The 26,186-nt window shown below is 72.4% G+C and carries 23 protein-coding genes and 1 pseudogene; 3 read left to right on the top strand and 21 right to left on the bottom strand.

Annotated features, from left to right (window positions below):
- Window positions 1-15: 15 nt before the first annotated feature.
- From QM641_RS05735 to pcaH, 8 genes and pseudogenes are all read right to left on the bottom strand, one after another.
- Window positions 16-1,182 carry a thiolase family protein gene (locus QM641_RS05735; RefSeq protein ID WP_415114355.1) on the bottom strand — a complete coding sequence of 389 codons (1,167 nt, stop codon included), beginning with the start codon at window positions 1,180-1,182 and terminating at the stop codon, window positions 16-18.
- Entirely contained in the window at window positions 1,179-1,853 is a 675-nt protein-coding gene (locus tag QM641_RS05740; RefSeq protein WP_415114357.1) for a 3-oxoacid CoA-transferase subunit B, read from the bottom strand. The genes QM641_RS05735 and QM641_RS05740 overlap by 4 nt, the downstream gene beginning before the upstream one ends.
- Window positions 1,850-2,620, bottom strand: a complete 771-nt coding sequence (locus tag QM641_RS05745; RefSeq protein WP_415114359.1) for a 3-oxoacid CoA-transferase subunit A — start codon at window positions 2,618-2,620, stop codon at window positions 1,850-1,852. Before QM641_RS05745 ends, QM641_RS05740 begins: the two co-directional genes overlap by 4 nt.
- A gap of 125 nt (window positions 2,621-2,745) precedes the next feature.
- Window positions 2,746-3,081: pseudogene (locus tag QM641_RS05750) on the bottom strand (carboxymuconolactone decarboxylase family protein); the annotation flags it as partial.
- 50 nt (window positions 3,082-3,131) lie between these two features.
- Window positions 3,132-3,905, bottom strand: a complete 774-nt coding sequence (locus QM641_RS05755; protein WP_415114361.1) for an alpha/beta fold hydrolase — start codon at window positions 3,903-3,905, stop codon at window positions 3,132-3,134.
- An 18-nt stretch (window positions 3,906-3,923) separates the two neighbouring features.
- Window positions 3,924-5,357 (bottom strand): lyase family protein, encoded by a 1,434-nt coding sequence (locus QM641_RS05760; RefSeq protein WP_415114363.1) that lies wholly within the window; start codon window positions 5,355-5,357, stop codon window positions 3,924-3,926.
- The gene (gene pcaG, locus QM641_RS05765; RefSeq protein WP_415114365.1) at window positions 5,347-5,913 is read right to left on the bottom strand and encodes a protocatechuate 3,4-dioxygenase subunit alpha; all 567 of its coding nucleotides are present in this window, start codon (window positions 5,911-5,913) and stop codon (window positions 5,347-5,349) included. Before pcaG ends, QM641_RS05760 begins: the two co-directional genes overlap by 11 nt.
- Window positions 5,910-6,806, bottom strand: coding sequence for a protocatechuate 3,4-dioxygenase subunit beta (gene pcaH / locus QM641_RS05770; protein ID WP_415114367.1), 897 nt, complete (start codon window positions 6,804-6,806; stop codon window positions 5,910-5,912). The genes pcaG and pcaH overlap by 4 nt, the downstream gene beginning before the upstream one ends.
- 123 nt (window positions 6,807-6,929) lie before the next feature.
- Here pcaH and QM641_RS05775 point away from each other — a divergent pair, with 123 nt between their 5' ends.
- On the top strand, window positions 6,930-7,673 hold the full coding sequence (locus tag QM641_RS05775; protein WP_415114369.1) for an IclR family transcriptional regulator: 744 nt from the start codon (window positions 6,930-6,932) through the stop codon (window positions 7,671-7,673).
- Window positions 7,674-7,770: 97 nt separating this feature from the next.
- Window positions 7,771-8,952 (top strand): Gfo/Idh/MocA family protein, encoded by a 1,182-nt coding sequence (locus QM641_RS05780; RefSeq protein WP_415114399.1) that lies wholly within the window; start codon window positions 7,771-7,773, stop codon window positions 8,950-8,952.
- Between the two features lie 228 nt (window positions 8,953-9,180).
- Here QM641_RS05780 and QM641_RS05785 read toward each other — a convergent pair whose 3' ends face one another.
- From QM641_RS05785 to iolC, 10 genes are all read right to left on the bottom strand, one after another.
- On the bottom strand, window positions 9,181-10,665 hold the full coding sequence (locus QM641_RS05785) for a sugar porter family MFS transporter (protein WP_415114371.1): 1,485 nt from the start codon (window positions 10,663-10,665) through the stop codon (window positions 9,181-9,183).
- A 320-nt stretch (window positions 10,666-10,985) separates the two neighbouring features.
- The gene (locus QM641_RS05790) at window positions 10,986-12,197 is read right to left on the bottom strand and encodes a CynX/NimT family MFS transporter (RefSeq protein WP_415114373.1); all 1,212 of its coding nucleotides are present in this window, start codon (window positions 12,195-12,197) and stop codon (window positions 10,986-10,988) included.
- A gap of 309 nt (window positions 12,198-12,506) precedes the next feature.
- On the bottom strand, window positions 12,507-13,373 hold the full coding sequence (locus QM641_RS05795) for a sugar phosphate isomerase/epimerase family protein (protein ID WP_415114375.1): 867 nt from the start codon (window positions 13,371-13,373) through the stop codon (window positions 12,507-12,509).
- Window positions 13,374-13,403: 30 nt separating this feature from the next.
- Window positions 13,404-14,420, bottom strand: a complete 1,017-nt coding sequence (locus QM641_RS05800; protein ID WP_415114377.1) for a Gfo/Idh/MocA family protein — start codon at window positions 14,418-14,420, stop codon at window positions 13,404-13,406.
- A gap of 29 nt (window positions 14,421-14,449) precedes the next feature.
- A complete protein-coding gene (locus QM641_RS05805; protein ID WP_415114379.1) occupies window positions 14,450-15,379 on the bottom strand; it encodes a sugar phosphate isomerase/epimerase family protein in 930 nt (309 codons plus the stop codon).
- Window positions 15,380-15,704: 325 nt separating this feature from the next.
- Entirely contained in the window at window positions 15,705-17,618 is a 1,914-nt protein-coding gene (gene iolD / locus QM641_RS05810) for a 3D-(3,5/4)-trihydroxycyclohexane-1,2-dione acylhydrolase (decyclizing) (RefSeq protein WP_415114381.1), read from the bottom strand.
- A 1-nt stretch (window position 17,619) separates the two neighbouring features.
- Window positions 17,620-18,525, bottom strand: coding sequence for a 5-deoxy-glucuronate isomerase (iolB, locus tag QM641_RS05815; protein WP_415114383.1), 906 nt, complete (start codon window positions 18,523-18,525; stop codon window positions 17,620-17,622).
- A 72-nt stretch (window positions 18,526-18,597) separates the two neighbouring features.
- Window positions 18,598-20,118, bottom strand: coding sequence for a CoA-acylating methylmalonate-semialdehyde dehydrogenase (locus QM641_RS05820; RefSeq protein WP_415114385.1), 1,521 nt, complete (start codon window positions 20,116-20,118; stop codon window positions 18,598-18,600).
- A gap of 42 nt (window positions 20,119-20,160) precedes the next feature.
- Window positions 20,161-21,060, bottom strand: coding sequence for a class I fructose-bisphosphate aldolase (locus QM641_RS05825; RefSeq protein ID WP_415114387.1), 900 nt, complete (start codon window positions 21,058-21,060; stop codon window positions 20,161-20,163).
- A 1-nt stretch (window position 21,061) separates the two neighbouring features.
- The gene (gene iolC / locus QM641_RS05830; protein ID WP_415114389.1) at window positions 21,062-22,018 is read right to left on the bottom strand and encodes a 5-dehydro-2-deoxygluconokinase; all 957 of its coding nucleotides are present in this window, start codon (window positions 22,016-22,018) and stop codon (window positions 21,062-21,064) included.
- Between the two features lie 189 nt (window positions 22,019-22,207).
- Between iolC and QM641_RS05835 the strand changes: the two genes are divergently transcribed.
- A complete protein-coding gene (locus tag QM641_RS05835; protein ID WP_415114391.1) occupies window positions 22,208-22,969 on the top strand; it encodes a GntR family transcriptional regulator in 762 nt (253 codons plus the stop codon).
- A 134-nt stretch (window positions 22,970-23,103) separates the two neighbouring features.
- On the opposite strand, the gene QM641_RS05840 is transcribed toward QM641_RS05835, so the two are convergent.
- The 3 genes from QM641_RS05840 to QM641_RS05850 form a co-directional block, all read right to left on the bottom strand.
- Window positions 23,104-23,760 carry a histidine phosphatase family protein gene (locus QM641_RS05840; protein ID WP_415114393.1) on the bottom strand — a complete coding sequence of 219 codons (657 nt, stop codon included), beginning with the start codon at window positions 23,758-23,760 and terminating at the stop codon, window positions 23,104-23,106.
- A 160-nt stretch (window positions 23,761-23,920) separates the two neighbouring features.
- Complete coding sequence (locus tag QM641_RS05845; protein WP_415114395.1) at window positions 23,921-25,801, bottom strand: glycogen debranching N-terminal domain-containing protein; 1,881 nt, start codon at window positions 25,799-25,801, stop codon at window positions 23,921-23,923.
- Window positions 25,798-26,186, bottom strand: a 389-nt coding sequence (locus tag QM641_RS05850) for a carbohydrate ABC transporter permease (protein ID WP_415114397.1), incomplete at its 5' end; no start/stop codon positions are given. The genes QM641_RS05845 and QM641_RS05850, both read right to left, overlap by 4 nt.

Genomic DNA, 26,186 nt, shown 5'->3' on the forward strand with positions numbered 1-26,186 from the left:
CGGGCGGGGGCGGGGTCAGCGCTCGAGCACGACGGCGAGGCCCTGGCCGACGCCGATGCAGATCGCGGCGACGGCCACGCCTCCGCCGCGGCGGCGCAGCTCGTGCGCGGCGTGCCCGACGATGCGGCCGCCGGAGGCGCCGAGCGGATGCCCGATCGCGATCGCCCCGCCATGGACGTTGACCCGCTCGGGATCGAGGTCGGGCCAGAGCCGCAGGCACGCCAGCGACTGGGCTGCGAACGCCTCGTTCAGCTCGACGAGGTCGACATCCGCCCACGTCCGCCCCGCCCGGGCGAGCGCCCGGTTCGCCGCCTCGACCGGCGCGACGCCGAACACGTCCGGATCGTTCCCCGCGACGCCCCGGCCGGCGACGCGGGCCAAGGGCTCGGCATCCACCGCCCCTTCCGCCCCGAGGAGCACCGCCGACGCCCCGTCGGACAGCGGCGAGGAGTTCCCCGCCGTGACCGAGCCGTCGGCGGCGAAGGCCGGTGGGAGCCCGCCCAGCACCTCCGGGGTCGTCTCGGCGCGGATCCCCTCGTCGCGGTCGAGCTCGTGCCCCGGCACCTGCACGATCTCGCCGGCATAGGCGCCGTCCGCCCACGCCTGAGCGGCCAGCCGGTGGCTGCGCGCGGCGAATGCGTCCTGCTCCTCGCGCGAGATGCCGAACATCCCGGCCAGCTTCTCGGCGCTCTCGCCGTTGGAGATCGTCCACTGCGCCGGCAGCGCCGGGTTGACCATGCGCCAGCCGATCGATGTGTTCCACAGCGTCTGGTTGGCCGCCGGGAACGGGCGCGGGGACTTCTCCACCACGAACGGCGCCCGGGTCATCGACTCGACGCCGCCGGCCAGCACGATCCCGGCATCCCCCGCCTCGATCGCCCGGCTCCCCTGGATGACGGCCTCGACCGACGATCCGCACAGCCTGTTGACGGTCACACCCGGCACGGTCGTCGGGAACCCGGCCAGCAGCGCCCCGAACCGTGCGACGTCGCGGTTGTCCTCGCCGGCCTGGTTCGCGGCGCCGAAGATCACGTCGTCGACGCGGGCGGGTGGGATGCCGGTGCGCTCCACCACCGCGCGCATCACGAGGGCGGCGAGGTCGTCGGGGCGCACCGCGGCGAACGCGCGGCCGTGACGGCCGAACGGCGTGCGCACCGCGTCGTAGACGTAGCTCGCGGTCATCGTGAACCCTCCTCTGCATCGACAGACTCGGCGCCGGTCACGAAACGCAGCCCGGTGAGCCGCTCCAGCTCCGCGACGGTGTTGCCGGCGAGCAGCTCCCGCACCGCGAAGCCCTCATCGGTGACGTCGAAGATCGCGCGATCGGTGTAGACGCGCGAGACGCAGCCGACCCCGGTGAGGGGGTACGTGCACGCCGCGACGAGCTTGGGCTCGCCCTGCCTGGTGAGGAGGTCGGTCATCACGTAGACCTCCTTGGCGCCGATGGCGAGGTCCATCGCGCCGCCGACCGCCGGGATCGCCCCCGGCTCGCCGGTGGACCAGTTCGCGAGGTCCCCGTGCTCGGACACCTGGAACGCGCCCAGCACGCACACGTCGAGGTGGCCGCCGCGCATCATGCCGAACGAGTCGGCGTGGTGGAAGAACGAGGCGCCGGTGAGCGCCGTCACGGCCTGCTTGCCGGCGTTGATGAGGTCCGGGTCGACGCTGCCCGCGGCCGGCGCCGGACCCATGCCGAGCATGCCGTTCTCGGTGTGCAGGATGATCTCGCGCCCCGCGGGCAGCTCGTCGGCCACGAGGGTCGGCGCGCCGATCCCGAGGTTCACGACGGCGCCGTCGGGGATGTCCTCGGCGATGCGGCGCGCCAGCTCGCGCCGGGCCAGGCGCGCGGTCATCGCGCCGCTCCTGCGACGGCGGATGCCGCGGCATCCGCGTCCGCGAGGACATTGCCCTCCAGGTCGACGCCGCCGACGAACGCGCCGCCGCGCAGCCAGGCCCGCTCGCCCACCGCGACGACACGGTCCACGAAGATCCCCGGGGTGGCGATGGCCTCGGGATCCAGCGCCCCGAGAGGGACGAGCTCGTCGACCTGCGCGACGGTGCGCGCCGCGGCCGAGGCCATGATCGGACCGAAGTTGCGCGAGGTCGCGCGGTAGACGAGGTTGCCCCAGCGGTCGGCACGCAGGGCGCTGATGAGGGCGACGTCGGCGTGGATCGGGTACTCCAGCACATACCGGCGCCCGTCGATGACGCGCTCCTCCTTGCCCTCGGCCAGGAGCGTGCCGACCCCGGTGGGCGAGAAGAACGCACCGATGCCCGCACCGGCGGCCCGGATGCGCTCGGCGAGGTTCCCCTGCGGCACGAGCTCCAGCTCGATGCGGCCCTCGCGGTAGAGCCGGTCGAACACCCACGAGTCGGACTGTCGCGGGAAGGAGCACACGATCTTCCGCACCCGTCCGGCGGCCAGCAGCGCGGCGAGCCCGAGGTCGCCGTTGCCGGCGTTGTTGCTCACGATCGTGAGGTCGCTCGCGCCCTGCGCGATGAGCGCGTCGATGAGCTCCACGGGCTGTCCCGCCCGGCCGAAGCCGCCGATCATGACGGTCGCCCCGTCCGCGATGCCCGCGACGGCGTCGGCGACGGATGCCACGGCCTTGTCGATCATGCCTCGTTCCCTTCCCGGGTCGAGGCACCGGTGTCGGCGGTGCCGGCAGCACCCGAGTCGGCCGCCCCGGTGCCGGCAGCTTCCGCATCGACGTGCGCGCCCGCCCCGACCAGCGCTCCGGCGTCGGCGAGCACCGCGCTCGCGAGCCGGAACGCCGTGTTGGCGGCGGGGACCCCGCAGTACAGCCCGGCCTGCAGGATCACCTCCTCGATCTCGGCGACCGTCAGTCCGTTGCGCAGGGCCGCACGCACGTGCAGCTCGAACTCCTCGTGGTGGCCGAGCGCGATCATCGCGGTGAGCACCGCGATCGAGCGCGCCCTGCGGTCAAGGCCCGGCCGCGACCAGATGTCCCCCCACGCGACGCGCGTGATGAAGTCCTGGAATCCCGCGGTGAAAGGGGTCGTGTTCGCCACGGCCCGGTCGACGTGGGCGTCGGAGAGCACCTCCCGCCGCACCGCCATGCCGCGCTCGTAGCGCTCCCGGTCGTTGAACCCGGCATCCGGCTCCTCGTTCACGGGGCCACCTCCTCGAAGAATGCGCGCAGCGCGGCGGCGACCGCCGCCGGCTGCTCGGCGGGCGGCTGGTGCGCGGCCGCCTCGATCATGAGCTTGCGTGCACCCGGCACCCCGGCGACGAGCTCGTCCTGGCGCTCCTCGGGGGCGACCTCGTCGAGGCATCCGCCCATCGCGAGCACCGGAGTGCGCAGCTCGCCCAGCCGCGCCCGCACATCGTAGGTCGCGAGCGCCTCGGCGCACCGCGCGTACCCCTCGTCGCTGGTGTCCTGCAGGGCGTGCAGCACGCGGCCGACCATGGCAGGGTCACGGCCGATGGATGCCGGCGCGAACCACCGCGCGGCCGACTCGGTCACGAGGGCCGAGGTCGACCGCTCCCGCACGAAGCGGGCGCGCTCCCGCCAGAGATCCGGCGTGCCGAGCGAGGCAGCGGACGCGACGCTCGCGACGGCGGCGACCAGCTCAGGATGCCGCAGCGCCAGCTCCAGCCCGAGCGCGCCGCCGATCGAGACCCCGGCGTACCGCAGGCCGGACGCGACCGGAGCCGCGCGCGCGACGGCGTCGGCGAGCTCGGCCATCGTGAACGGCGCACCGGGCACGGGGGCCTCGCCGTGGCCAGGCAGCGTGAGGAGCGACACCCGGTACCGCACGGCGAGCACCGGGACCACGCGCTCCCAGATGAGCGGGCCGGTGCCGAGCGAGTGGGCGAGCACGACGACCGGCGCGCCGGCGGGTCCGGCGGGCGCCGTCAGCGCGATCTCGGGTCGTGGCATGTCTGGGCTCCGCGGGGTTCAGCGCTCGAACGGGTCGGGGCGAGCAGGCTCCGCGGCGCACCCGGCCCCCGGGTCGGCCGCGGACGGCGACCGCACGGCGAGCGCCACGATCTCTGCGGCAAGGCCCGTGTACCCGGCGGGGTCGAGCAGGTCGTCGAGGCCGGGGACGTCGGCACGTTCCGGCAGCCCCCGAAGGACGGTGCCGAGGTCCTCACCGCGGCGGACGGCGGCGACGATCTCCGCGACGCCGGCCGGGCCGATGAACGGGCCCAGGGCGATCGAGAGCCGCTCTGCCAGCACGAGCCCGCCGGCGAGGGCGAGGTTGCGGCGCACCGCGGCGGCATCCACCCCCAAGCCCTCGGCCAGCGCCGCGCCGTGGGCGGCCGCTCCGGCGGTCACGCGCAGCAGCTCGCGCAGGGCCGGCCACTCCGCGTGCCACGCGCCGTCGGGGCGCTCGTCGACGGCGAGGGCGGATGCCGTGTGCAGCGTCGCGGCCAGGTGCGGCGCGCGGATCGCCGCGGAGCGGATCAGCACCGAGCGCACCGGGTTGCTCTTGTGCGGCATGGCCGACGAGCCGCCGCCTGCGCCCTCGGCGAGCTCGCCGATCTCGGTACGACTGCCCGTCGCCACATCGGCCGCGAGCTTGCCGAGGGCATCGACGGCTTGGACCAGCGCGTCGCCGAGCTCGGTGACCGGCCACCGCGCGGTGTGCCACGGGGCGTCGGGCGTCGCGAGGCCGAGCTGCCCGGCGAACGCGGCCGGCAGCGCCGCGGCGGCCTCGGCGCCGGCGAGCTCGACGAACGAGGCGAGGGTCCCGGCGGCACCGCCCAGCTGGGCGGGGAGCTGGGCGGCCGCCGCCTCCAGCCGCTGCCGGGCGCGGCGGATGCCCCGCAGCCACCCCGCCGCGCGCAGGCCGATCGTCGTCGGCACCGCGTGCTGGGTGAGGGTGCGGGCCGCGGCGACCTCGTCACGGTGGGCGTCGGCGAAACGCGCGAGAGCGGTCTCGGCATCCGTCAGCGACCTCACGATGCCGGTGCACGCGCGCCGCGCGACCAGCATGAGGGCGGAGTCGAGGACGTCCTGGCTCGTCGCACCCCGATGCACCCACGGCGCCGCGTGGGCGGGAACCCCGGCGCGCAGCAGACCGACGAGCGGGATCACGGGGTTGCCGCCCGCCGGAGCGGCCGCCACGAGCTCCGCCAGCGGGAGCGCTGCGTCCGGCACCTCGCACAGCTCCCCGGGGCCGCGCCAGCCGAGGGCGGCGGAGACGGCATCCGTCGTCTCGTGCGGCACGGCGCCGACCTCGGCCCACGCGCGCGTGAGCGCGACCTCCGCGGTCACGAGCGCGCGGAGCACCTGCGCGTCGCCGAGCGCCCCGTCGTGACCGGCGGTGACCGGCGACAGCAGGCCCGTGTCGGCGAACGGCACCCCGGCGGCGTGATCAGTAGGCAAGGAACACGGTCTCCTTCTCGCCCTGCAGCCGGAGATCGTGCACCAGGTGCCCCTCCGGAGTGCGGCGTGCGATCAGTGTCGCACGCTCTCCGGCGTCCAGCGTCGACAGCAGCGGATCGGCGGCGAGGGCCGCCTCGTCCTCGGGCAGGTAGATGCGGGTGTGCAGCTTGTCGGGAAGTCCGCGGGCGAACACGATCACCGCGAAGAACGGGGCCTCGCCGGCCACCGATCCGGGGTTGCGGGTCCAGAACTCGTAGCGGCCCTCGTCGGTCGTGAACGCACGGCCGAACCCGGTGAAGGTGTGGTCGTCGCGGCGGAACGAGCCGCGCGCCCGCGGCACGGTGCCGTCGCGGTCGGCGCCGAAGATCTCGACCATGCAGTCCGGGATCGGCGCCCCGGCGCCGTCGAAGACCGCACCGGAGAGCAGGATCGCACCGGGCGAGTGCGGGAAGGCGACCTCGTGCTTCTTCGGGTAGGTCGTGCCGTAGGCGAAGAACGGGCCGACGGTCTGGCCGGCGGTCGGCTCCAGCGTGCGCGCGGGCACCCGGCCGGTCATTGCTCGTCCTCCGGCTCGAACCACGTGGCATCCGGCCCGTCGACGACGATGTCGAACCGGTAGCCCATCGAGAACTCCGGCACGGTGAGGTCGTGGTCGTAGACGCCGATGAGCCGGTCGCGGTCGGCCTGCTCGCGGATCGTGTTGTAGATCGGGTCGAGCGGGAAGAGCGGATCGCCCGGGAAGTACATCTGCGTCACGAGGCGCTGAGTGAACGAGCGGCCGAACACCGAGAAGTGGATGTGCGCGGGCCGCCACGCGTTCACGTGGTTCTTCCACGGGTACGGGCCCGGCTTGATCGTCGTGAAGGAGTACTCCCCGCGATCGTTCGTGATCGTGCGGCCCGCGCCGGTGAAGTTCGGATCGAGGGGGGCGGGATGCTGATCGCGCTGGTGGATGTACCGGCCGGCGGCGTTGGCCTGCCAGATCTCGACGAGCTGGTCGCGCAACGGGCGGCCCCACGAGTCGAGCAGGCGTCCGGTCACCGTGATGCGCTCGCCCAGCGGCTCCCCCGCGTGCTGCAGCGTCAGGTCGGACTCGATCGCCGCGACGTCGCGCTGCCCGAACGCGGGCGAGCACAGCTCGATCGTCTCGGGGTCGACCAGCCGTGGACTCTTGGTCGGATGGCGCAGGATGCTGGAGCGGTACGGCGGGAAGTCGTACATCGTGCGCGGCAGGCGCTCCCCCGCGGCGACGCGGCGGGCGTAGTCGGCGTGCAGCTCGGCGGTCTCGGCGTCGATCTGCGCCTGCGACGCCTGGTCGGGCGCCGCGAGCAGCGACTCGGGGGCGGGGGCTGCTGCCGACGGGGCTGCTGCCGACGGGGCTGCTGCCGACGGGGCCGCGGTCCCGGCGTGGCCTGCCGCGGGGGCCGGGGCTGCTGCGGGTGCTCCCATGGGCGTCTCCTCTGACGGTCGGCCCGGCTCGGGCGGTCGGGCGGGCCGACTCCCAGTGTCCCGGCTGCGACCTCGCAGAGGTGCGTTATCCCATTGAATGGGATGCCGTGGCATCCTGTCCCCATGGCGAACTCACGCAGCGGCGAGTCGATGACCGAGCGGATCGTGCGCGTGCTCGACACCTTCGCGGGTGACCGCACCGCCCAGACGGCGGCCGAGATCGGCCGCCGTGCCGGGCTGCCCGCCTCGACGGCGCACCGCGTGGTCGCCGACCTCGTGCGGTCGGGACTGCTCGAGCGCGACACGGACCACCGCGTGCGGCTCGGCATGCGGCTGTGGGAGCTGGCGCTGCACGGCTCGGCCGTGCTGCGCCTGCGCCGCGTCGCGCTGCCGCACATGGATCAGGTGCAGTCGGCGATCCGCCAGCACACCCAGCTCGCGGTGCTCGAAGACGACGAGGCGCTCATCGTGGAGCGCCTCTCGCACCCGGAGGCGACCGAGAACGTGACCCGCATCACCGGGCGCCTGCCGCTGCGCTCGTCCTCCGCGGGGCTCGTGCTGCTCGCCCACGCCGATCCGCCGCTGCGCGAGCGCGTGCTCGCCGGCTCGCCGCCCGCGCAGCGGCCCGCCCTGGCCCGTGTGCTGGGCGGGATCCGGCGGGCGGGGCATGTCGTCGCGCCGGGGCTGGTGGATGCCGGGGCGACCGGCGTCGCGGTCCCCATCCGCGACGCCGGCGCCGTGGTGGCCGCCCTGTCGGTGGTGCTCCCCCGCACCGAGTCGTCGGACGACTCGGTGCGGGCGCTGCGCGCCGCGGCGCGCGCGATCGAGGCCGAGCTGCGCGCGAGCCGCCGACAGGGCTCGAGCTGAGCGACCGGGCGCCCGAGTGCGAGCCGCATTATGTCCGTACATTCTGTCAACGCGTTAGGCTGGGGTGACCACCCACGGCACGGAGGAGCGGCGGACGATGGCTGCGCAAGAACTGGGCATCGGGCTCGTCTCGGTGGGCTGGATGGGCAGGCTCCACTCACGCGCGTACCTGGCCGCCCGCCACCACTTCCCCGAGCTGCCCGTGCGCGCCCGGCTCGTCGTGGCGGCCGACCCCGACCAGGGCGGCCGCGAGCACGCCGTGGCGGCCCTCGGCTACGAACGCGCCGCCGCCGACTACCGCGAGGTGCTCGCCGACCCGGCCGTGGCGGCGGTGTCGATCTGCGCGCCCAACTTCCTGCACCGCGAGATCGCGCTGGCGGCGGCCGCCGCGGGCAAGCCCTTCTGGATCGAGAAGCCGATGGGCCGCAGCGCCGCGGAGTCGCGCGACATCGCACGGGCGGCGGCGGATGCCGGGGTCGTCACCGCCGTCGGCTTCAACTACCGGCACGCACCCGCGGTGGCGCGTGCGCGGCAGCTCGTCCGCAGCGGCGCGCTCGGCACGATCACGAACGTGCGCGTGAGCCTGCTGGCCGACTACTCGTCCGATCCGCTCGGCGCGCTCACCTGGCGCTTCCTGCGGGCACGAGCCGGCTCCGGGGTCTTCGGCGACCTGCTCTCGCACGGCATCGACCTCGCGCAGTTCGTCGTCGGACGTATCGAGTCGGTGTCGGCGCTCACCGAGACCTTCGTCCGCGAGCGTCCACTGCCGGCATCCGGCGCGGCCAGCCACTTCAGCGCCGGGGTCGCCGGCGACCCCACCGGCACGGTCGAGAACGAGGACTACGCCGCGATGCTCGCCCGGTTCGCATCCGGCGCGGTGGGCGTCTTCGAGTCCAGCCGCATCGCGATCGGGCCGCGCTCCGAGTACGGACTCGAGGTGTACGGCACGCGCGGGTCGCTGCGGTGGGGCTTCCAGCGCCTGAACGAGCTGGAGCTCGCCGACGACCGGTCGGGCTACCGCACGATCATGGCCGGCCCCGACTTCGGCGAGTTCGCGCGCTTCCAACCCGGGGCCGGGACGAGCATGGGCTTCGACGACCTGAAGACGATCGAGGCGGCGCTGTTCCTGCGCTCGATCGCGGAGGGCCGCCAACTGGCCCCGTCCGCAGCCGACGGCTGGGCGACGGCCGAGGTGGCGGATGCCGCGCTGTCGAGCGCCGCATCGGGCGGCTGGACTCCGGTGCCCACCGTCACCGGCCCCACCACCTACGACGCCTGACCGTCCGGCCCCTGGGCCCGCGAGCGACGGTGACCGGAGCCATGCCTCCGCCTCGCCGGCGAGCAAACCTGGCGCATTCCGCCGCCGCACGCGCTCCCGGCGACGATATGGGCCAGGTGAAGGATGCCGACCGGCCCCTGCTCCTCGCGCAGCCGGAGGCGGCGCGGCAACACGCAGGCCCCGTCCCCGACGAGTCGGGAGCGGGGCCTCGTGCCGGTGTGCGAGCGGCTACCGCTTGTGCACCGGCAGGAAGATGGCACCGGTGGTGACGTCCTCCTCCAGCTGCTCGAGCGAGCGTCCGCGCGTCTCGGGGACCATCTTGAAGATGAACAGGAACGAGACGATGTTCACGACCGCGAAGAGCACGAACAATCCCATGCCCACCGCACCGACGATCGACGGCACGAGCAGGGCGAGGATCGCGTTGGCGGTCCACAGCACGAACACCGAGACGCCCATGCCGATGCCGCGCATGTGCAGCGGGAAGATCTCGGACAGGTACACCCACGTCGCGATGTTCAGGAAGGTCTGGATCGAACCGATCATGATCATGATCAGCACCAGGAACGCCCACGGGCGGATCGGGTTGCCCTCGGGGAACAGGAGCATCATGCAGATCGCGATCAGGATGTGCGAGATCGCCGTCATCCCGTAGCCCCACAGGAAGTTGGTGCGACGGTTGATGCGGTCCATGAGCGCGAGCGCGACGAATCCGCCGAGCACGGCGATCACGCCCGGGGCGATGTTCACCCAGCCGATCATGTCCTCGCTGAAGCCCGACTCGGCGAGCATGCGCTGGCCGTAGTACATGATCGCGTTCACGCCGGTGAACTGCTGCGCGATGCCCAGACCGCAGGCGATGAGGAGGATGACGAGCAGGCTCTTGTTCTTGAGGACCGCCTTGAACCCGAGCTGCTGGCCCTCGACCTCGTGCTCCTCCTCGGCGACGTGCTCCACCTCGGCGAGCTCCGCGTCCGCCCGCTCCTTCGAGCGGATCGTGAGCAGGACCGTGCGGGCCTGCTCGTGCTTGCCCTTTTCGACGAGCCAGCGCGGCGACTCCGGCATGCGCAGCATGCCGAAGAAGAGGAAGATCGCCGGCAGCGCACAGATGGAGAACATCACGCGCCACAGGCCCGGCGTGTCCAGACCCATCACGGCGGCGATGATGGCGTTGACCACGAACGCGGCGAGCTGGCCGACGACGATCATCAGCTCGTTGCGGCCCGCGAGGGAACCACGGATCTCGTACGGCGCGAGCTCAGCGAGATAGACCGGCACGACGGCGGACGCACCGCCGACCGCGAGCCCCAGGGTGATGCGTCCGGTGATCAGCATCCCGTAGCCGAAGTCGGTGTGCGTGCCGAACTCGGGGCCGCCGGGGGAGGTGACGACCATCAGCGTGCCGCAGAAGAACAGCACCGCGAGGATGATGATGGTCGGACGCCGGCCGAGCTTGTCGGCGAGGCGACCTGCGATCATCGCGCCGAAGGCGGCCGCGAAGACCAGCGAGCTGATGACGATGCCCACCTGCAGATCGGTGAGGCCGAGCTCGTGCTCCATGGGGCGCTCGGCGCCGTTGGCGACACCCGTGTCGTAGCCGAACAGCAGACCGCCGAAGGTCGCGACCAGCGCCACCAGCCCCAGTCTCTTGGTGTGCGGCCCGGGTGTGAGCGGGGGAAGCTTCGCTTCACTGGCTGATACGCCGTGTGACATATCTGACTCCTTTGTCGTGCGTATGAGGGGAAGGCGCTGACCCTGACGCACGTCTGTCAGCCCCGCTGGATAGTACCAAATGTCCTGACATTTGTACAACTCTCCGACGTCGCGAGACACTGCCTCCCCCGGCATCCTCCACCCGCACCCACCCACGCGAGTCACTGCCTCCCCACGCGAGTCACTACCTCCAGCGCGAGTCACTGCCTCCCCACGCGAGTCACTGCCTCCGGCGCGAGTCACTGTGCTGGAGGGCAGTGACTCGGCGTTAGAGCAGTGACTCGGCGGGGGCTGCGGTGGGGCGGGGGCGGATGCCGGGGTCAGAGGGCGCGGCGGAGGATGCGCGCCAGCGCCCAGCCCGACACGACGCCCAGCCCGCACACGAGCACCATCATCCCGCCGCCCAGGATCCACCCGCCGGAGAGGCTGCGCAGCGCCCCGAGCGCGAACGCGAGCGCCGCCGCGGCGAGATACCCGACGCCCTGCATGAAGCCGCTCAGCCGCGCGGTCTCCGCCGGGTCGCGCCCGAGCACGCCCACAAGCGTCAGGCAGAGGGAGAACAAGCCCTGGCCGAGCCCGACGAGGGTGACGCCGACGAGCGGGACCCCGGCCGGCATCCCCGCCGTCAGCAGCGCGTAACCGACCACGGCGCTGCCGGCGGCGAGGATCGCGACGGGCCCGCTCAGCCTGATCCGGGGGGCGACGAGCCACGGCACGGCGAGCGCCACGGGGATGCCGAGCCCGGCGAACAGCGACAGCATGAGCGCCGCCTGCACCTCGTCGACGCCGAACTGCTCGCGCACCATCACCGGGATCCACGCGAACGACGTATAGCCGATCGTCGAGGACACCCCGAACAGCCCCGCGAGGGCACAGGCCCGGGCATCCGGTCTCCACCGCGGCATCCGGCATGCGTCGCGGCGAGTCTCGCTCCGCGCGCCGCCCCGCACGGCGAGGAGCACCACCGGCGTCAGGCAGGCCACCGGCAGCACCGCCCACAGCCCCATCGCGAGGCGCCATCCCGCCTCGGCGGCCACGACCGGCTCGACGAGGGGCGGCAGCATCGCGCTCACGCCGAGCAGACTCGTGTACAGCGCCGTCGCCGCGCCGATCCGGTGCGGGAGATGACGCTTGACGAGCGCGGGCAGGAGCACGTTGCCGATTCCCATGCCCAGCAGCGCCAGGGCGCCGCCGGCCGCCAGCGTCACGAGGTCGCCCCCGACCGCCCGCAGCGCCGACCCTGCCATCGCGAGCACGAGCGCCCCGGCGGCCAGTCCCGCGCCGCGCGGCGCGATCCACGGCGCGAGCACGAGGCCCGCGAGGGCGAACATGATCGGCGGCAGCATGCCGAGCAGGCCCAGCGTCGTCGGCGACAGCGGGATGTCCACGTCGATCCACGTGACGATCGGCGCGACGCTCGACGGGGCCGTGCGCAGGTTGATCGCGAGAGCGGCGACGGCGACGAAGGCCAGCACGGCGTCGCCGCGCCGGATGCCGGGCGGCGAGACGGTTCGACGCGACGTGTTCGTCATGACCCCGTTCTTCCCGGCCTGTGGCCACGCAACGCCCGCACACCGACCCGTTCGAACCTACCAGCGCACACGGCGGCCGAGGACGTCGCCCGCGCGCTCGACGACGAGTGACCTCGGTGCTGCGCGTCGGCGCCAGTTCCCTGTCATGGCGCTACATATCTGTGGCGCAGTCGCAGGGAACTGGCGCCGCTGAAAAGGAACCTGGCGCCCTTGCAGGAAGGTGGCACCAACGGGCGAGAGAAGAGCGGATGCCGGGGGGAGAGCGGATGCCGGCCGCACAGGGCGCCGGCTCAGCCGATACGCCGCAGGTCAGCCGATGAGCTCGCGCAGCCGCGCGAGCTGGAAGCGCGACACCTCGTCGGCGGCCTCGTCCTCGGCGAACACGTTCGAGACGATCAGCGCATCCTCGCGATCGAGGTAGCCGATCTGCCGCAGCACGCCGAACAGCTCGTCCCAGTCGACGTCGCCGTCGCCGATGCGCAGGTGCTGGTGCACGCGCGACGGATTGCCCGGCGGGTTCGAGATGTAGCGCAGCCCGTGCGAGCGGCGGTGGTCGAACGAGTCCGCCGTGTAGACCGCACCGAGACGGTCGCCGATCTCCGGCAGCAGGGTCGTGGCCCGGTCGCCGTAGTGGAAGGTGTGGGATGCCACATAGACGAAGCCGATCGCAGACGAGTTCAGCCCGCGCAGCACGCGCCACGCCTCCAGTCCGTCCTCGACGAAATCGTCCGGGTGCGGATCGACGTTCAGCCGCAGGCCCTCGGACTCGATGCGCGGCAGCAGCTCCTCCATCGACCGGTAGAACGCGTCCTCGGAGTCCTCGGAGCGCTCCGGACGGCCGGAGAACTCGGTGTTGATCACCGGCACCTCAAGCTCCACGGCGAGCTCGATGATGCGCGTGAAATTGCGCACCGCGGCCTCGCGCTGCGGCTCGTCCGGCCATGAGATCCGCTGCACGGGGAGGATCGCGGGGATCGAGACCCCGGCATCCCGCGCCGCCTTCTTCAGCGTCGCCACGAGGGCGTCGTCGGCCTTCGGGTAGCGGAAGAACGGCGAGAAGTCGGGGTGCGGCGTGAGCTGCAGGTGTTCGTAGCCGAGCCGCGCGGCGACCTCGGGGAACTCCAGCAGCGCGAAGTCGTGGTGGAAGGGGGTGGGGTCCAGGGCGATGCGCACCATCGGGCAGTCTCCGGGTTCTCGGGTGCGGGCTCAGCGGTAGAAGGAGGGGCGGTCGGGGGCCTCGACCGGCACCACGCCGCCGTGGTGCAGCGCCTCCAGTCCCGCCTCGCAGCACAGGGCGGCCAGGTACCCGTCCCACGCGTTCGGTCCGTCGACGAGGCGCCCGTCGCGCACCGCGTTCACCCAGCGCTGGATCTGCGTGTCGTAGGCGGCGGCGAAGCGCGTCGTGAACGAGACGTGCTCGTCGATCGCGAACCGGCCGTCGCGCCACGACTGCAGCCCCGACGGCTCGCCGATGCGTGCGATGCCCCGCTCGAACACGGCCTCGGTCGCGACCTGGTAGCCGAACTGCGCGCTCACGTTCATCTCGACGTCGACGAGCACGCCGTTCTCCAGCTCCATGAGCACGAGGATGGGCTCGCGCAGGTGCTCCGGCGACAGCGCGTTGCGCCGGGCGTATCTGACCTCGACCGACGTGACGCGCGCGCCGCCCAGCCACGGCACGACGTCGAACTCGTGCACGACGGAGTCGTAGATGAGCATGTCCTGCACGTACGACTCCGGCACCGACGGGTTGCGGTGCGCGCAGTGCAGCATCATGAGCGCGCCCGACTCCCCCGAGGCCACCAGCGCACGCAGCGCCTCGTAACCGGCGTCGAAGCGGCGCATGAAGCCGACCTGGATGTGCGGACGGTCCAGCTCCAGCTCGCGCTGCACGATCTCCCACGACGAGGCTGACGCGTCGGTCAGCGGCTTCTCGCACAGGATCGGCAGGCGCGCCTCCAGCGCGGGATAGAGCACCGGCGCATGGAACGGACCGGGCGTGGCGATGAGCACGGCATCCACCGCGTCGGCGGCGATGGCGTCCTCGATGCGGGTGAAGGCCGCGGCACCGGGCGCGTCGGCCGCCGCGGCGGCGGCGCGCCCGGCGTCGGGCTCGACGATCGCCGAGACGACGGCGCCCGAGATGCGGTTCGTGATGCGCTGCACGTGGTCGGCGCCCATGCGGCCGGCGCCGACGATGCCGACGCGGAGGTCTTCAGTCATGGTCTCCCCTGTTCGAGATGTGGATGCCGTCACCGCAGGCGGGCCAGGTGCGTGCAGCCGAAGATGTGCTCGCGCGTGCGCGTGGCGATCGGGAAGGGCCGATCGAGCTCGCACCCGTACATGTCCTGCTCGACGATCGCGAAGATGTCCGGGTCGATCGCCGCGACCGCCTCGATCACCGGGCCGAGATCGGGGATGCCGCCGGGCGGCTCGATCATGATGCCCTCGGCGACGGCATCCGCGAACGGCACGTCGTTCTTGAGCACGTCGAACAGCAGCGACGGGTCGACCTGTTTGAGGTGCAGGTAGCCGATGCGGTCGGGGCGCTCCTCGACGAGCTTCACGCTGTCCCCGCCGTAGTAGGCGAAGTGGCCGGTGTCCAGGCACAGGTTCGTGTACCGCGGGTCGGTCTCGTCGAGGAAGCGCAGCACCTCGCGCGTGGTGCCGATGTGGCTGTCGGCGTGCGAGTGGAACTGCTGCTTCACGCCGAACTCCTCCAGGAGCGCCTTGCCGAGCCGGTCGTGACCGGCGGCGAGCTTCGCCCACTGCGCGTCGGTGAGCGTGCGCGCCTCGAGCACCTCGCTCGTGGCGTCGCTGCGCCACAGGTCGGGGATGACGACGAGGTGCTCGGCCCCGAGCTTCGAGGCAAGGCCGGCGACCTTCAGCGCCTGGTCCCACGCCCGCTGCCACTGGTCGTCGCCCTTGTGGAAGCCGGTGAAGACGGTGCCGGCCGACAGCTTCAGGCCGCGCGTGCCGAGCTCGTCCTCCAGCTGGTGCGGGTCGGTCGGGAGGTACCCGTACGGGCCGAGCTCGATCCAGGTGTACCCGGCCCGCACGACCTCGTCGAGGAAGCGCTGCCACGGCACCTGGCGCGGGTCGTCGGGAAACCACACGCCCCACGAGTCGGGGGCCGTGCCGATGCGCAGACCCGGGTTCGACGCAGAAGACGTGGCTGCCATGGCTTCCTCTCGATGCCGCACCGGCGCGATCTTTGATAAGACAATATGCCCATCCTAGGCTCTGCGGCGGGCGGGGCCAAGCCGTTTCGCACGCGTTCGGGCGGGGCGAGGTCGGGGCTTGGGCGGGGGCGCGGCCGGGTTGCTTGGCGCACTTTGTCGCCGGGGTCTCCGTTCGCGACAAGATGCGCCAAGTCACGGGAGGCGCGCTACACAAACCTGGCGCGTTCTGCCGCGGAATCCCGCGTCCGCGACAACATGCGCCAAGTCACCGGGGAAGGGATGCCACCGGCCGGCCGCCGGCCGGCCACCGGCCCCGGCGCGCGGCTCACCCCAGCAGCGGGCGCTGGGCGGCCACCTGCTCCTCGTACTCGGCGCGGGCGCGGAGGGTGGCATCCAGCGTAGAGACCTCGGCGACGGGCACGTCCCACCAGCCGGCGCCGTCGGGCGCGTAGATCAGCGGGTCGCTCTCGATGTGGATGAACGTCGACCGGTCGGATGCCTTCGCCTCGGCGATCGCCGCCTTCAGGGTATCGACGGCACCGGCTCCGGGCACGATCTCCACGACGTCCATGCCGTAGCTGCGCGCGTTCATCGCGAGGTCGACCGGCAGCACCCTGCCGCTCTGGAAGTTTCGGGCATCGGGGTCGTACTCGCGGTACCACGTGCCGAAGCGCTCCGACCCGACGGTCTCGGAGAGGTGCCCGATCGAGGCGTAGCCGTGGTTCTGCACGAGGATCACGATGAGCTTGATGCCCTCGGCGACCGCGGTCACCAGCTCGGAGTTCAGCATGAGGTACGAGCCGTCGCCGACCATCACCACGACGTCGCGGTCGTCGCCCATGGCCAGCAGCCCCCGCTTGGCGCCCAGGCCCCCGGCGATCTCGTAGCCCATGCACGAGTACGCGTACTCGACGTGGTAGCCCAGCGGATCGCGCACGCGCCACAGCTTGTGCAGGTCGCCCGGGAGCGACCCCGCCGCCTGCACGATGACATCCTCGGGCGCGGTCGCCGACTGCACCGCGCCGATGATCTCCGGCTGACCGGGAAGCGTCAGGCCCGAGGGGGCGAAGGCCTCGTCCACGGCGGCATTCCACTGGGCCTTCTCGCGCGCGATGCGCTCGGCGTACTCGGCCGAGACGCGGTGCCCCGCCAGCTCCGCCGACAAGGCCACGAGCGTCTCGCGCGCATCGGCGACGACCGGCAGCTGCGACCCGTGCTTGTACGCGTCGAAGGACGCCACGTTGACGTTCACGAACACGACGCCCGGGTCCTGGAACGCCGTGCGCGAGGCGGTCGTGAAGTCGCTGTAGCGGGTGCCGATGCCGATCACGACGTCGGCCTCGGCGGCCAGGCGGTTCGCGGCGAGGGTGCCGGTCGCCCCGATCGCCCCGACGTACTGCGGGTGATCCCACGGCAGCGACCCGCCGCCGGCCTGCGAGGTGCCGACCGGGATGCCGGTGGCCTCCACGAACGCACGCAGCTCGTGCTCGGCGGAGGAGTACAGCACTCCCCCGCCCGCGACCACGAGCGGACGCTTCGCCCCCCGGATCGCGGCGACGGCGCGCCCCAGCGGCCCGCGCTCGGGGAGCGGCCGACGCAGGTGCCACTCGCGGTCCTGCAGGAACTCGACCGGCACGTCGATCGCCTCGGCCTGCACGTCCTCGGGGAGGGCGATCGTGACCGCGCCGGTGTCGGCGGGGTCGGTGAGCACGCGCATCGCGCCGAGCGCGATCGAGAACAGCTGCTCGGGCCGCTGCACGCGGTCGAAGAAGCGCGACAGCGGACGGAAGGCGTCGTTGACGGTGAGACCGATGTCCCAGGGCTGCTCCAGCTGCTGCAGCACGGGGTCGGCCACGCGCGTGGCGAAGGTGTCGCTGGGAAGCAGCAGCGCCGGCATGCGGTTCGTCGTCGCCAGCGCGGCCCCGGTGAGGAGGTTCGTCGCACCCGGCCCGACCGAGGCCGCCGAGGCGAAGGTCGCGCGGCGCCGGTGCATGCGCGCGTAGCCGACCGACTGGTGCACCATGGCCTGCTCGTTGCGCGCCTGGTAGTAAGGCATGAGGTCGGGCTGCTCCACGTTGAGCTGCTTGAGCGCCTGGCCGATGCCGGCGACGTTGCCGTGGCCGAAGATGCCGAAGACGCCGGGGATCGTGCGCTCCCGGAGGTCGCCGTCGACGGTCCACTGGTGGGCGAGGAACTCGATGAGCGCCTGCCCGACGGTCATCCGTCTCGTCTGTGCCATCTCAATCTCCTTCTGCCGTGTAGGGCAACCGGTCGTCGAACTCCTGCCCGGCCCACGTGTCGCGCACCCACGCGTGGGCGGGGTCGTCGCTGATGAGCCACACCCGCTCCGGATCGGGGCCGGCCATGACGTTCAGGTAGTAGAGGTCGTAGCCGGGGGCGGCCACGGCCGGGCCGTGGTAGCCGTACGGCACGAGCGCGATGTCGCCGGTGCGAACCATCGCGTCGATGTCGATCTCGCCGGCCGGCGACGAGTAGGTCGAGAACATGCCGAAGGCGGATGCCGCGGCATCCGCCCGCCCGCCGACCCGCGCGGGCGCGGCCTCGAAGTAATAGATCTCCTCGAGCCGCGACTCGTGGCCGGGCACGTGCTCGTCGTGCTTGTGCGGCGGGTAGGACGACCAGTTCTCGGCCGGGGTGATCACCTCGCACACGATGAGGCGCGCCGCGTCGAGGGCGGCGGGCGTGCCGAAGTTGTGCACCTGACGGCTGGAGGCCCCCGCGCCGCGCAGCTCGACCGGGGTCTCGGCGGCGGCGAGGTGGCGGGTCGGTCGCACCTCGGTCGTCGGCGAGGTGGCCACGGCGACACGGCCGGTGCCCGCGATCGTCGCGGTCGCGGCGGCGGAGAGGTACAGCACGTCGGTGGGGCCGTCGAACACCGACGCCCGGCCGGCGAGCACGGTCCGGGCGGCCTCGCCCGCCTCGGTGTGCGTCACCGCGAACGAGCCGGCCAGCGGAACGACGATGCGCTCCACGCCGGTGCCGTCCAGGGCCAGCTCATCGCCGGGGGCGAGCACGCCGACCCGGATGCCGGTGTGCTCCCACCCCGGCGTCGCCGCGTCGACGACGCTCTCCCAGCCGTCGCGGGCGAGCGCGCCGCGACGGTGGAACCAGCGGGTGTCGGTCATTGTCGTTCCTTCGCGCCGCGGGCGCGGGCGTCGTCCCGATCCGGTCGTGGCGGGGACGACGCGCCGCCCGGGTCAGTGATTCTGCGGGAAGCCGAGGTTGATTCCGCCGTGGGTGGCCGGGTCGAGCCAGCGGCTGGTGATCGCCTTCTCGCGCGTGAAGAAGTCGAACCCGTGCGCGCCGTAGGCCTTCGCGTCGCCGAACAGCGAGTTCTTCCAGCCGCCGAAGGAGTGGTAGGCCACCGGCACCGGGATCGGCACGTTGATGCCGATCATGCCGACCTGGATCTCGTGCTGGAAGCGCCGGGCGGCGCCGCCGTCGTTCGTGAAGATCGCGGTGCCGTTGCCGAACGCGCCGGAGTTGATCAGGTCGACGCCCTCGGCGAAGGTCGACACGCGCACGATCGACAGCACCGGGCCGAAGATCTCCTCGCGGTAGGCGCGCGAGCTGGTCGGCACCTTGTCCAGCAGCGTCGGGCCGAACCAGAAGCCGTCCTCGTGGCCTTCGACCGTGAACCCGCGTCCGTCCACGACGATCTCGGCGCCGTCGGCCTCGGCGATGTCGACGTAGGAGCTCACCTTGTCGCGGTGCACGCCGCTGATGAGCGGCCCCATGTCGGGCTCGCCGTTCGCGTCTCCTGCGCCGTTGCCGATGCGCAGGCGCTCGATCCGCTCGGTGATCTTCGCGATGAGCTCGTCGGCGACCGGCTCGACGGCCAGCACCACCGAGATCGCCATGCAGCGCTCGCCCGCCGCACCGTAGCCGGCGTTGACCGCCTGGTCGGCGACGAGGTCCAGATCGGCATCGGGCAGCACGAGCATGTGGTTCTTCGCGCCGCCCAGCGCCTGCACGCGCTTGCCGTGGCGGGATGCCGTCTCGTAGATGTACTGCGCGATGGGCGTGGACCCCACGAACGAGATCGACTGCACGTCGGGGCTCGTGAGCAGCCCGTCGACGGCGAGCTTGTCGCCCTGCAGCACCGTGAAGACGCCGTCGGGCAGGCCCGCCTCCTTCCACAGCTCGGCGATCCACAGCGACGCCGAGGGATCCTTCTCGCTGGGCTTGAGGACCACCGCGTTTCCCGCGGCGATCGCGATGGGGAAGAACCACATCGGCACCATGGCGGGGAAGTTGAACGGGCTGATCACACCCACCACGCCCAGGGGCTGCTTGAGCGAGTACACGTCGATGCCGGTGGAGACGTTCTCGGAGTAGGCGCCCTTGATCAGGCTCGGAAAGCCGGTGGCGAGGTCGACGACCTCCTGGCCGCGCAGCACCTCGCCCATCGCGTCGGAGAGCACCTTGCCATGCTCGGCGGTGATGATCGCGGCGAGCTCCTTCTTGCGGGCGTTGAGCAGCTCGCGGAAGGCGAACAGCACGGTCTGGCGCTTGGCGATCGAGAAGCCGCTCCACAGCTGGAAGCCGCGCTTCGCGGAGGCGATCGCCTCGGCGATCTCGGCCTCGTCCGCGAGCGCGACGTGCGCCGAGACGGCGCCGGTGGCGGGATTGTGGACGGGTGCGGTGCGTCCGCCTGGCGTATGGCGGACGGCGCCGTCGATCCAGTGTCCGATGATCCGGGGGGTCTCTGTGCTCATGGGGTGCTCCTCGTTGCAGGTCGGTGGGTCGTCGCGCACGGTCTACAGCTCACGATGGACGAGCCTGGCAGCGATGTCCACGGCGGCGGCGACGTCGCCATCGGGAGGGTACAGCAGAGTGCGGCCGACGGTGAGTCCGCGCACGCCCGGCAGGGCCAGCGCGCCCTCCCATGCGGCGAACGTCTCGTCGGGGTCCACGCCGGGGTCACCGCCCAGCAGCAGCGTCGGCATGGTCGTGGCCGCCATCACGCGCTCCATGTCTTCGACGACCGGGAGCTTCATCCAGGTGCAGGCGCTGTCCGCGCCCAGACCCGCCGCGATCGCGACGGAGAGGACGACGGCATCCGTCGACAGGTCGTTGACGATGCGCCCGTCCTGCCACGTGCTCATGAACGGCTCGAGCATGATCGGCAGCTCGGCCGCCGCGGCGGCGGTGACCGCGCGGGCGGTCGACTCCAGCGTGGCCGCGGTGGCCGGGTCGGACAGGTTGATCCGCACCAGGGCCTTCGCGAGGTCGAGACCGGCCCGCGCCATCGCCGCGACGTCGTAGGCGGTGTAGCGGTCGTCCATCTCGAAGGCGGCGCCGCGCAGGCCCCCGCGGTTCATCGAGCCGACCACGATCTTGTCTTCGAGCAGGCCCAGCCCGGCGAGGTCGTCGACGATGTCGGGCGTGCCCAGCACGCCATCGACCCCGGGGCGGGACAGGGCGATCGCGAGCCGCTCCAGCAGCTCGTAGCGATCGGCCATCGCGATGGGGTCGGCGCCCACGGCGAGCGCACCGCGGGCGGGGTGGTCGGCCGCGACGATGAACAGGCGCCCGTCGCCGCGCAGGAGCTCGCGCCGGCGACGGGTGCGGAGCGCCTCGCGCAGCGCGCCGGGGCGGGCGGCACGCAGCTCGCGCAGCCGCGCGAAGTCGGCGGGCTGCAGGAGTGGTGCGCTCATGTCAGGCTCCCTTCGCGAGGATCTCGTCGACCTCGTGCTCGGACGGCATCGCGGTGGAGCATTCGATGCGCGTCGCGACGATCGCCCCGGCCACGTTGGCGAATCGGAGGATGCGCTCCAGACCCCAGCCTTGCAGGAGGCCATGGCACAGCGCGCCTCCGAACGCGTCGCCGGCGCCGAGGCCGTTGACGACGTCGACGAAGTGCGGCGGGACGACCACGTGCTCGTCGGCGGTCTTGGCGAGCACGCCGCGCGGGCCCTGCTTGACGATGGCGATCTCCACGCCCCGCTCCAGCAGGGCGTCGGCGGCGCGCTCGGGCTCGATCTCGCCGACCGCGACCTCGCACTCCTCGCGGTTGCCCACCGCGACGGTCGCGTGCGCCAGCGCGCGGTCGATCTGCGCTCTCGCGTCGTGCGGGCTCTCCCAGAACATCGGGCGGTAGTCGAGGTCGAGAATCGTGTGCCGCACCCGGCCGCGCGCCTCCAGCGCCGCGAACTGCGTGCCCCGGCTCGGCTCCCGGCTGAGTCCGGTGACCGTCGACCACAGGATCGCCGACTCACGCACGGCGGCCTCGTCGAGCTGGTCGAGCGAGATCTCCAGGTCGGGGGCCTTGGGCTCGCGGTAGAAGTACAGCGGGAAGTCGTCGGGCGGGAAGATCTCGCAGAAGGTGACGGGGGTCTTGTAGGTGGCATCCGTCACGACGTAACGGTTGTCCACGCCCAGGCGGGTGAGCTCGGCCAGCAGGTAGCGGCCGAACGGGTCGTCGCCCACGCGGGAGACGAGGGCTGCGACGTGCCCGTAGCGGGCGGCGGCGACCGACACGTTGGCGGCGCTGCCGCCGAGGTACTTGCCGAACGAGCTGACCGCCTCCAGCCCGACGCCGATCTGGAGCGGATACACGTCGACGCCGAGGCGGCCGATCACCAGGATCTCCGGGATTCGTGTGGTGTTCGTCATCCTCTGCCCGCACACCTCTCCGGCGCACCGTCGTGGTACGCGCGTATTTGTCCTAACAATATCACAGCGAAAGCGACCTGCAACCGGACATCGATGCCCCCGGGACCCCTGGGACGACGGCGAGAGCGCCACTAGTATTGTCCCGACAATAGGCGGATTGCGCGCGAGTTCGCCGGCGGGGAGAATGCGATGCCGACGAACGAGCCGGTCTGGCCCGACCACCTGTTCGCCGACCTCGACCGTACCGGGCCCGTCCCGCTCTACTATCAGGTCTCGCAGCGACTGGAACAGGCCATCCGCAGCGGCGAGGTGCCCACCGGGGTCAGGCTGGAGAACGAGATCGCCATCGGCGAGCGGCTCGGGCTGTCCCGCCCCACCGTCCGCCGCGCGATCCAGGAGCTCGTCGACAAAGGGCTGCTCGTGCGGCGCCGCGGCGTCGGCACCCAGGTCGTACGGGGACAGGTCACCCGCCCGGTCGAGCTCACGAGCCTCTACGAAGACCTGAAGAACACGCACCACGAGCCCGCCACACGCGTGCTCTCGCTCGAGGTGGTTCCGGCGACCGATGCCGTCGCAGAGCGCCTCGGCATCGCCCCCGGCACGCCCGTCGTGCACATGCGGCGCCAGCGCAGCACCGACGGCGCGCCGGTGGCCGTGCTGGAGAACTACCTGCCGGAGGAGTTCGCCGACGTCACGACCGAGCAGCTCCAGCAGCGCGGCCTCTACCAGCTCCTGCGCGGCCGCGGCATCGCCATCCGCATCGCCCATCAGCGCATCGGCGCCCGCCGCGCCCACGACGACGAGGGGGAGCTGCTCGGGATCGACCCCGACGGCCCCGTGCTCACGATGGAGCGCGTCGCCTACGACGCCTCCGGCCACGCCATCGAGTACGGCGCGCACTGCTACCGGCCCGACAGCTACAGCTTCGAGACCACGCTCGTGGCGAAGTAGCCCGCGCGGCGGATGCCGCGCCGCGGCACCGGTCCTGGCATCCGCCCCCACCCTGCCGCGAGACCTCCCGACTGCAACGTTTTGAGGCGAAAAACGGTGCAAACGGGAGGTCTCGCGAGCGCAGAGCCGCCGACTCAGGACTCCGAGGGCACCTTGGGCAGCTCAGGACCGTGGTTCCAGGCCAGGATCGCCGGCTGCTCGCGGTAGAAGCCGAGCACCGAGACCGAGCCGGCATCCAGGGTGATCATCGCGCCGAAACGCGGGGCGAGGCGCAGGAACACCGCGGTCAGGATGCGCAGGTAGTGCCCGTGGGCGATGAGGGCGACGTCGCCCTCCGCGAGCGCGGGCATGACGCGCGTGAGCACGCGGGAGGCGCGCGCCGCGACCTCCTCGACCGTCTCGCCGGGGGTCTCGCCGCGGATCACGCCGTGCGTGAACGCCGTCCAGTTGTAGCCGAGCTCGGCGCGGATCTCCCTCGTCGTGCGACCCTCGTACCCGCCGTAGTCCCACTCCACGAGCAAGGGGTCGATATCCGCGCGCAGCCCGGCGAGCTCGGCCGTGCGACGCGCCCGCTGCAGCGGCGAACTGAGCGTGAGCACGAAGTCGTAGCCGCTGACCAGCGCGCCCGCGCCGCGCGCCAGCTCCTCGCCGTGCTCGGTCAGCGGGATGTCGGTGAGGCCCGTATGCTTGCCCGTCTTCGACCACTCCGTCTCGCCGTGCCGCAGGAGCACGAGCTTTCCAGAGGGGTTGTCGGGCGCCGGACGGTCGGGAAGCGGATCAACACTGGTCACGCAACTCACCGTACCGCTCGCGCGGGTCCGGCGGAACGATCACCCGCCCGGCATGAACTGTCACGGTCGGCGTGGTCTGGTCGGCGCAGTCCGCTCGGCGCTTCACCTGTGACCAGCCTTCGCTTGGTCGCGAGACCGCCCGTTTGCAACGTTTTGGCGCTCAAAACGTTGCAAACGGGAGGTCTCGCGATGCGTAGGCCGCGGCGCACACCACGGCGGCGGCGGCCGACCAGGCCTGCGGGCGGCACGAGGCGGGGTAGGGCGCCGGTGAGCGCGCCTCACCGGCGCCGTCTCCGGAGTGCAGCTCCGGCACCCGGTAGCCGAAACGCTCCGCCGCCTCGACGAGCTGCTCCGCGACCCGGCGCGCCTGCTCAGCCAGGCCCGCCCGCGCCATCCCGTGCACGGCGATCGCGCTGTCGTGGGTCCATACGCTCCCGCGGTGGTAGCCGAGAGGCCAGAAGCCGGCCGCTCCCGTCGAGAGGGTGCGGATGCCGAAGCCCGAGGACAACCCGGGCCCGAGCAGCAGCTCGGCGCAATGGAGCTCCTCGTCCGGATCGAGGATGCCGGTGCCGATGAGGTGCCCGATGTTGCTCGTGAGCGTGTCGACCGGCCTGCCCTCAGCGTCCAACGCGACAGCCGGATAGGTCCCCTCCGGGGTGCTCACCCAGTACGCGGCGCGGAAGCGTTCCCGCAGCGATGCCGCCCAGTCGCGCAGCTCCGCCGCGCCGGTCTCGCCGAGCCGGTCGAGGAGGTCGGCGCCCCGCACGGCGGCCTCGTAGGCGTAGCCCTGCACCTCGCACAGCGCGATCGGCCCCTGGGCGAGCGTGCCGTCGCGCCACTGGATCGAATCGCCGGAGTCCTTCCACCCCTGGTTCGCCAGCCCCCGGCCGCTCTCGTCGACGTAGTCGACGAAGCCGTGCCGCGAAGCCCCCTGTCCAGTAAGCCAGCCGAGCGCGGCCCGGAGCGCCGACAGGAGCCCGCGCACCTCGGCCAGCGGCATCCCGGCGTCGGCCGCGTCGGCAAGCAGGCACACCCACAACGGGGTGGCGTCGACCGTGCCGTAGTACAGCGGCGGGAGCCGCACGGCCTCGCTGGGCAGCTCGAGCGGCTCACTGCGCAACTCGTGCGGGATCTTCCCCGGCGCCTCCGCGGTGACCGGGTCGACACGAGTGCCCTGCAGCCGCGCGAGCACGCGCAGGGTCGAGGCGGCCACCGCAGGCGCGAGCGGCAGCGCGAGCCGCGCCGTCCACAGCGAGTCGCGCCCGAACAGGGTGAGGAACCACGGCGCGCCGGCCGCGAAGAACGCGTCCGTCTCGCCGGGGAGTGTCAGCCGCAGCGCGCCGAGGTCGTCGCTGGCGCAGGCGAGCCACCGCCGCAGCCGCGGATCCGCCGCCGAGGTCGCGACCTCGGGCCATGGCGATGCCGCCCCCGCGACCACGAGCCGCGGGTCGGAGAGACGCACGCGGACGCCGAACGACGCGCGTCCGCGTGGAGGCACCCGAAAGGGCCAGGAGACGACGACCTCACCACCCTGACGTCGCACCTGCGCATCCGGCGCCTCCACGTGAAAGCCTGCCTCCCCTGAGCGCACGACGTCGCCGTCGAGCGTCCATGGGCGGGCCTCGGCGATGCCCGCCTTCACCTCGTGCATCACGCAGAAGTCCGGGGCGATCCGCACGGTCAGCACACCGGAGATCCGCACCGGTCGCGCCGAGCGGATCTCCAGCCCCTCCACGACCTCGCCGTCGGCCACTCGGCGCGTGCGCACAAGCCGCACGAGCGGATCGGGCAGCTCGTCGTCGAGGTGGCGGAGCACACCGTCGAAGCGCACCTCCGCCGCCTCGGCGGCGGTGTGGCAGATCGCCTCCGCCTTCGCCCCGTCGACCTCGACCCGGAGCGCGCCGATGTGCCGTACGTCCCCGTGGTAGACACCGTGCACGGGCGCGTCGCCGAGGTCCCCGCACGCGCCGGACCACACCTGGGTGGGGGCGTGGAGGGCGATCACGGCGTCGTGCAGGAGCGGCTGACGAGCGGCGGTCATTCCTTGACGGCTCCTTCGCTGACGTTCATGATCTTGCGCTGGAAGACGAAGAAGATCACCGCGACCGGGACCGTCATGATCGCGGCGGCGGCGAGCTTGATCGGAAACTGGTTGCCCGCGGCGAGCTGCCCGCTCGCGAGGGCGGCGACACCCTTGGTGAGCGTGGTGAGCTCGGGCGACTGCGTCGAGATGATGAAGTGGCTCAGCTCGTTCCACGACCCCTGGAAGGACAGGATGACGATCGTCACGAGCGCGGGACGGGCCATCGGGAGCACGATCGACCAGAATACGCGGAACGTCCCGGCCCCATCGATACGCGCCTGTTCCTCGACGGATGCCGGGATCGACTCGAAGAAGTTCTTCATGATGAACACCCCCGCCGCGT

This window comes from Microbacterium sp., from assembly GCF_047605725.1.
Taxonomy (GTDB): domain Bacteria; phylum Actinomycetota; class Actinomycetes; order Actinomycetales; family Microbacteriaceae; genus Microbacterium.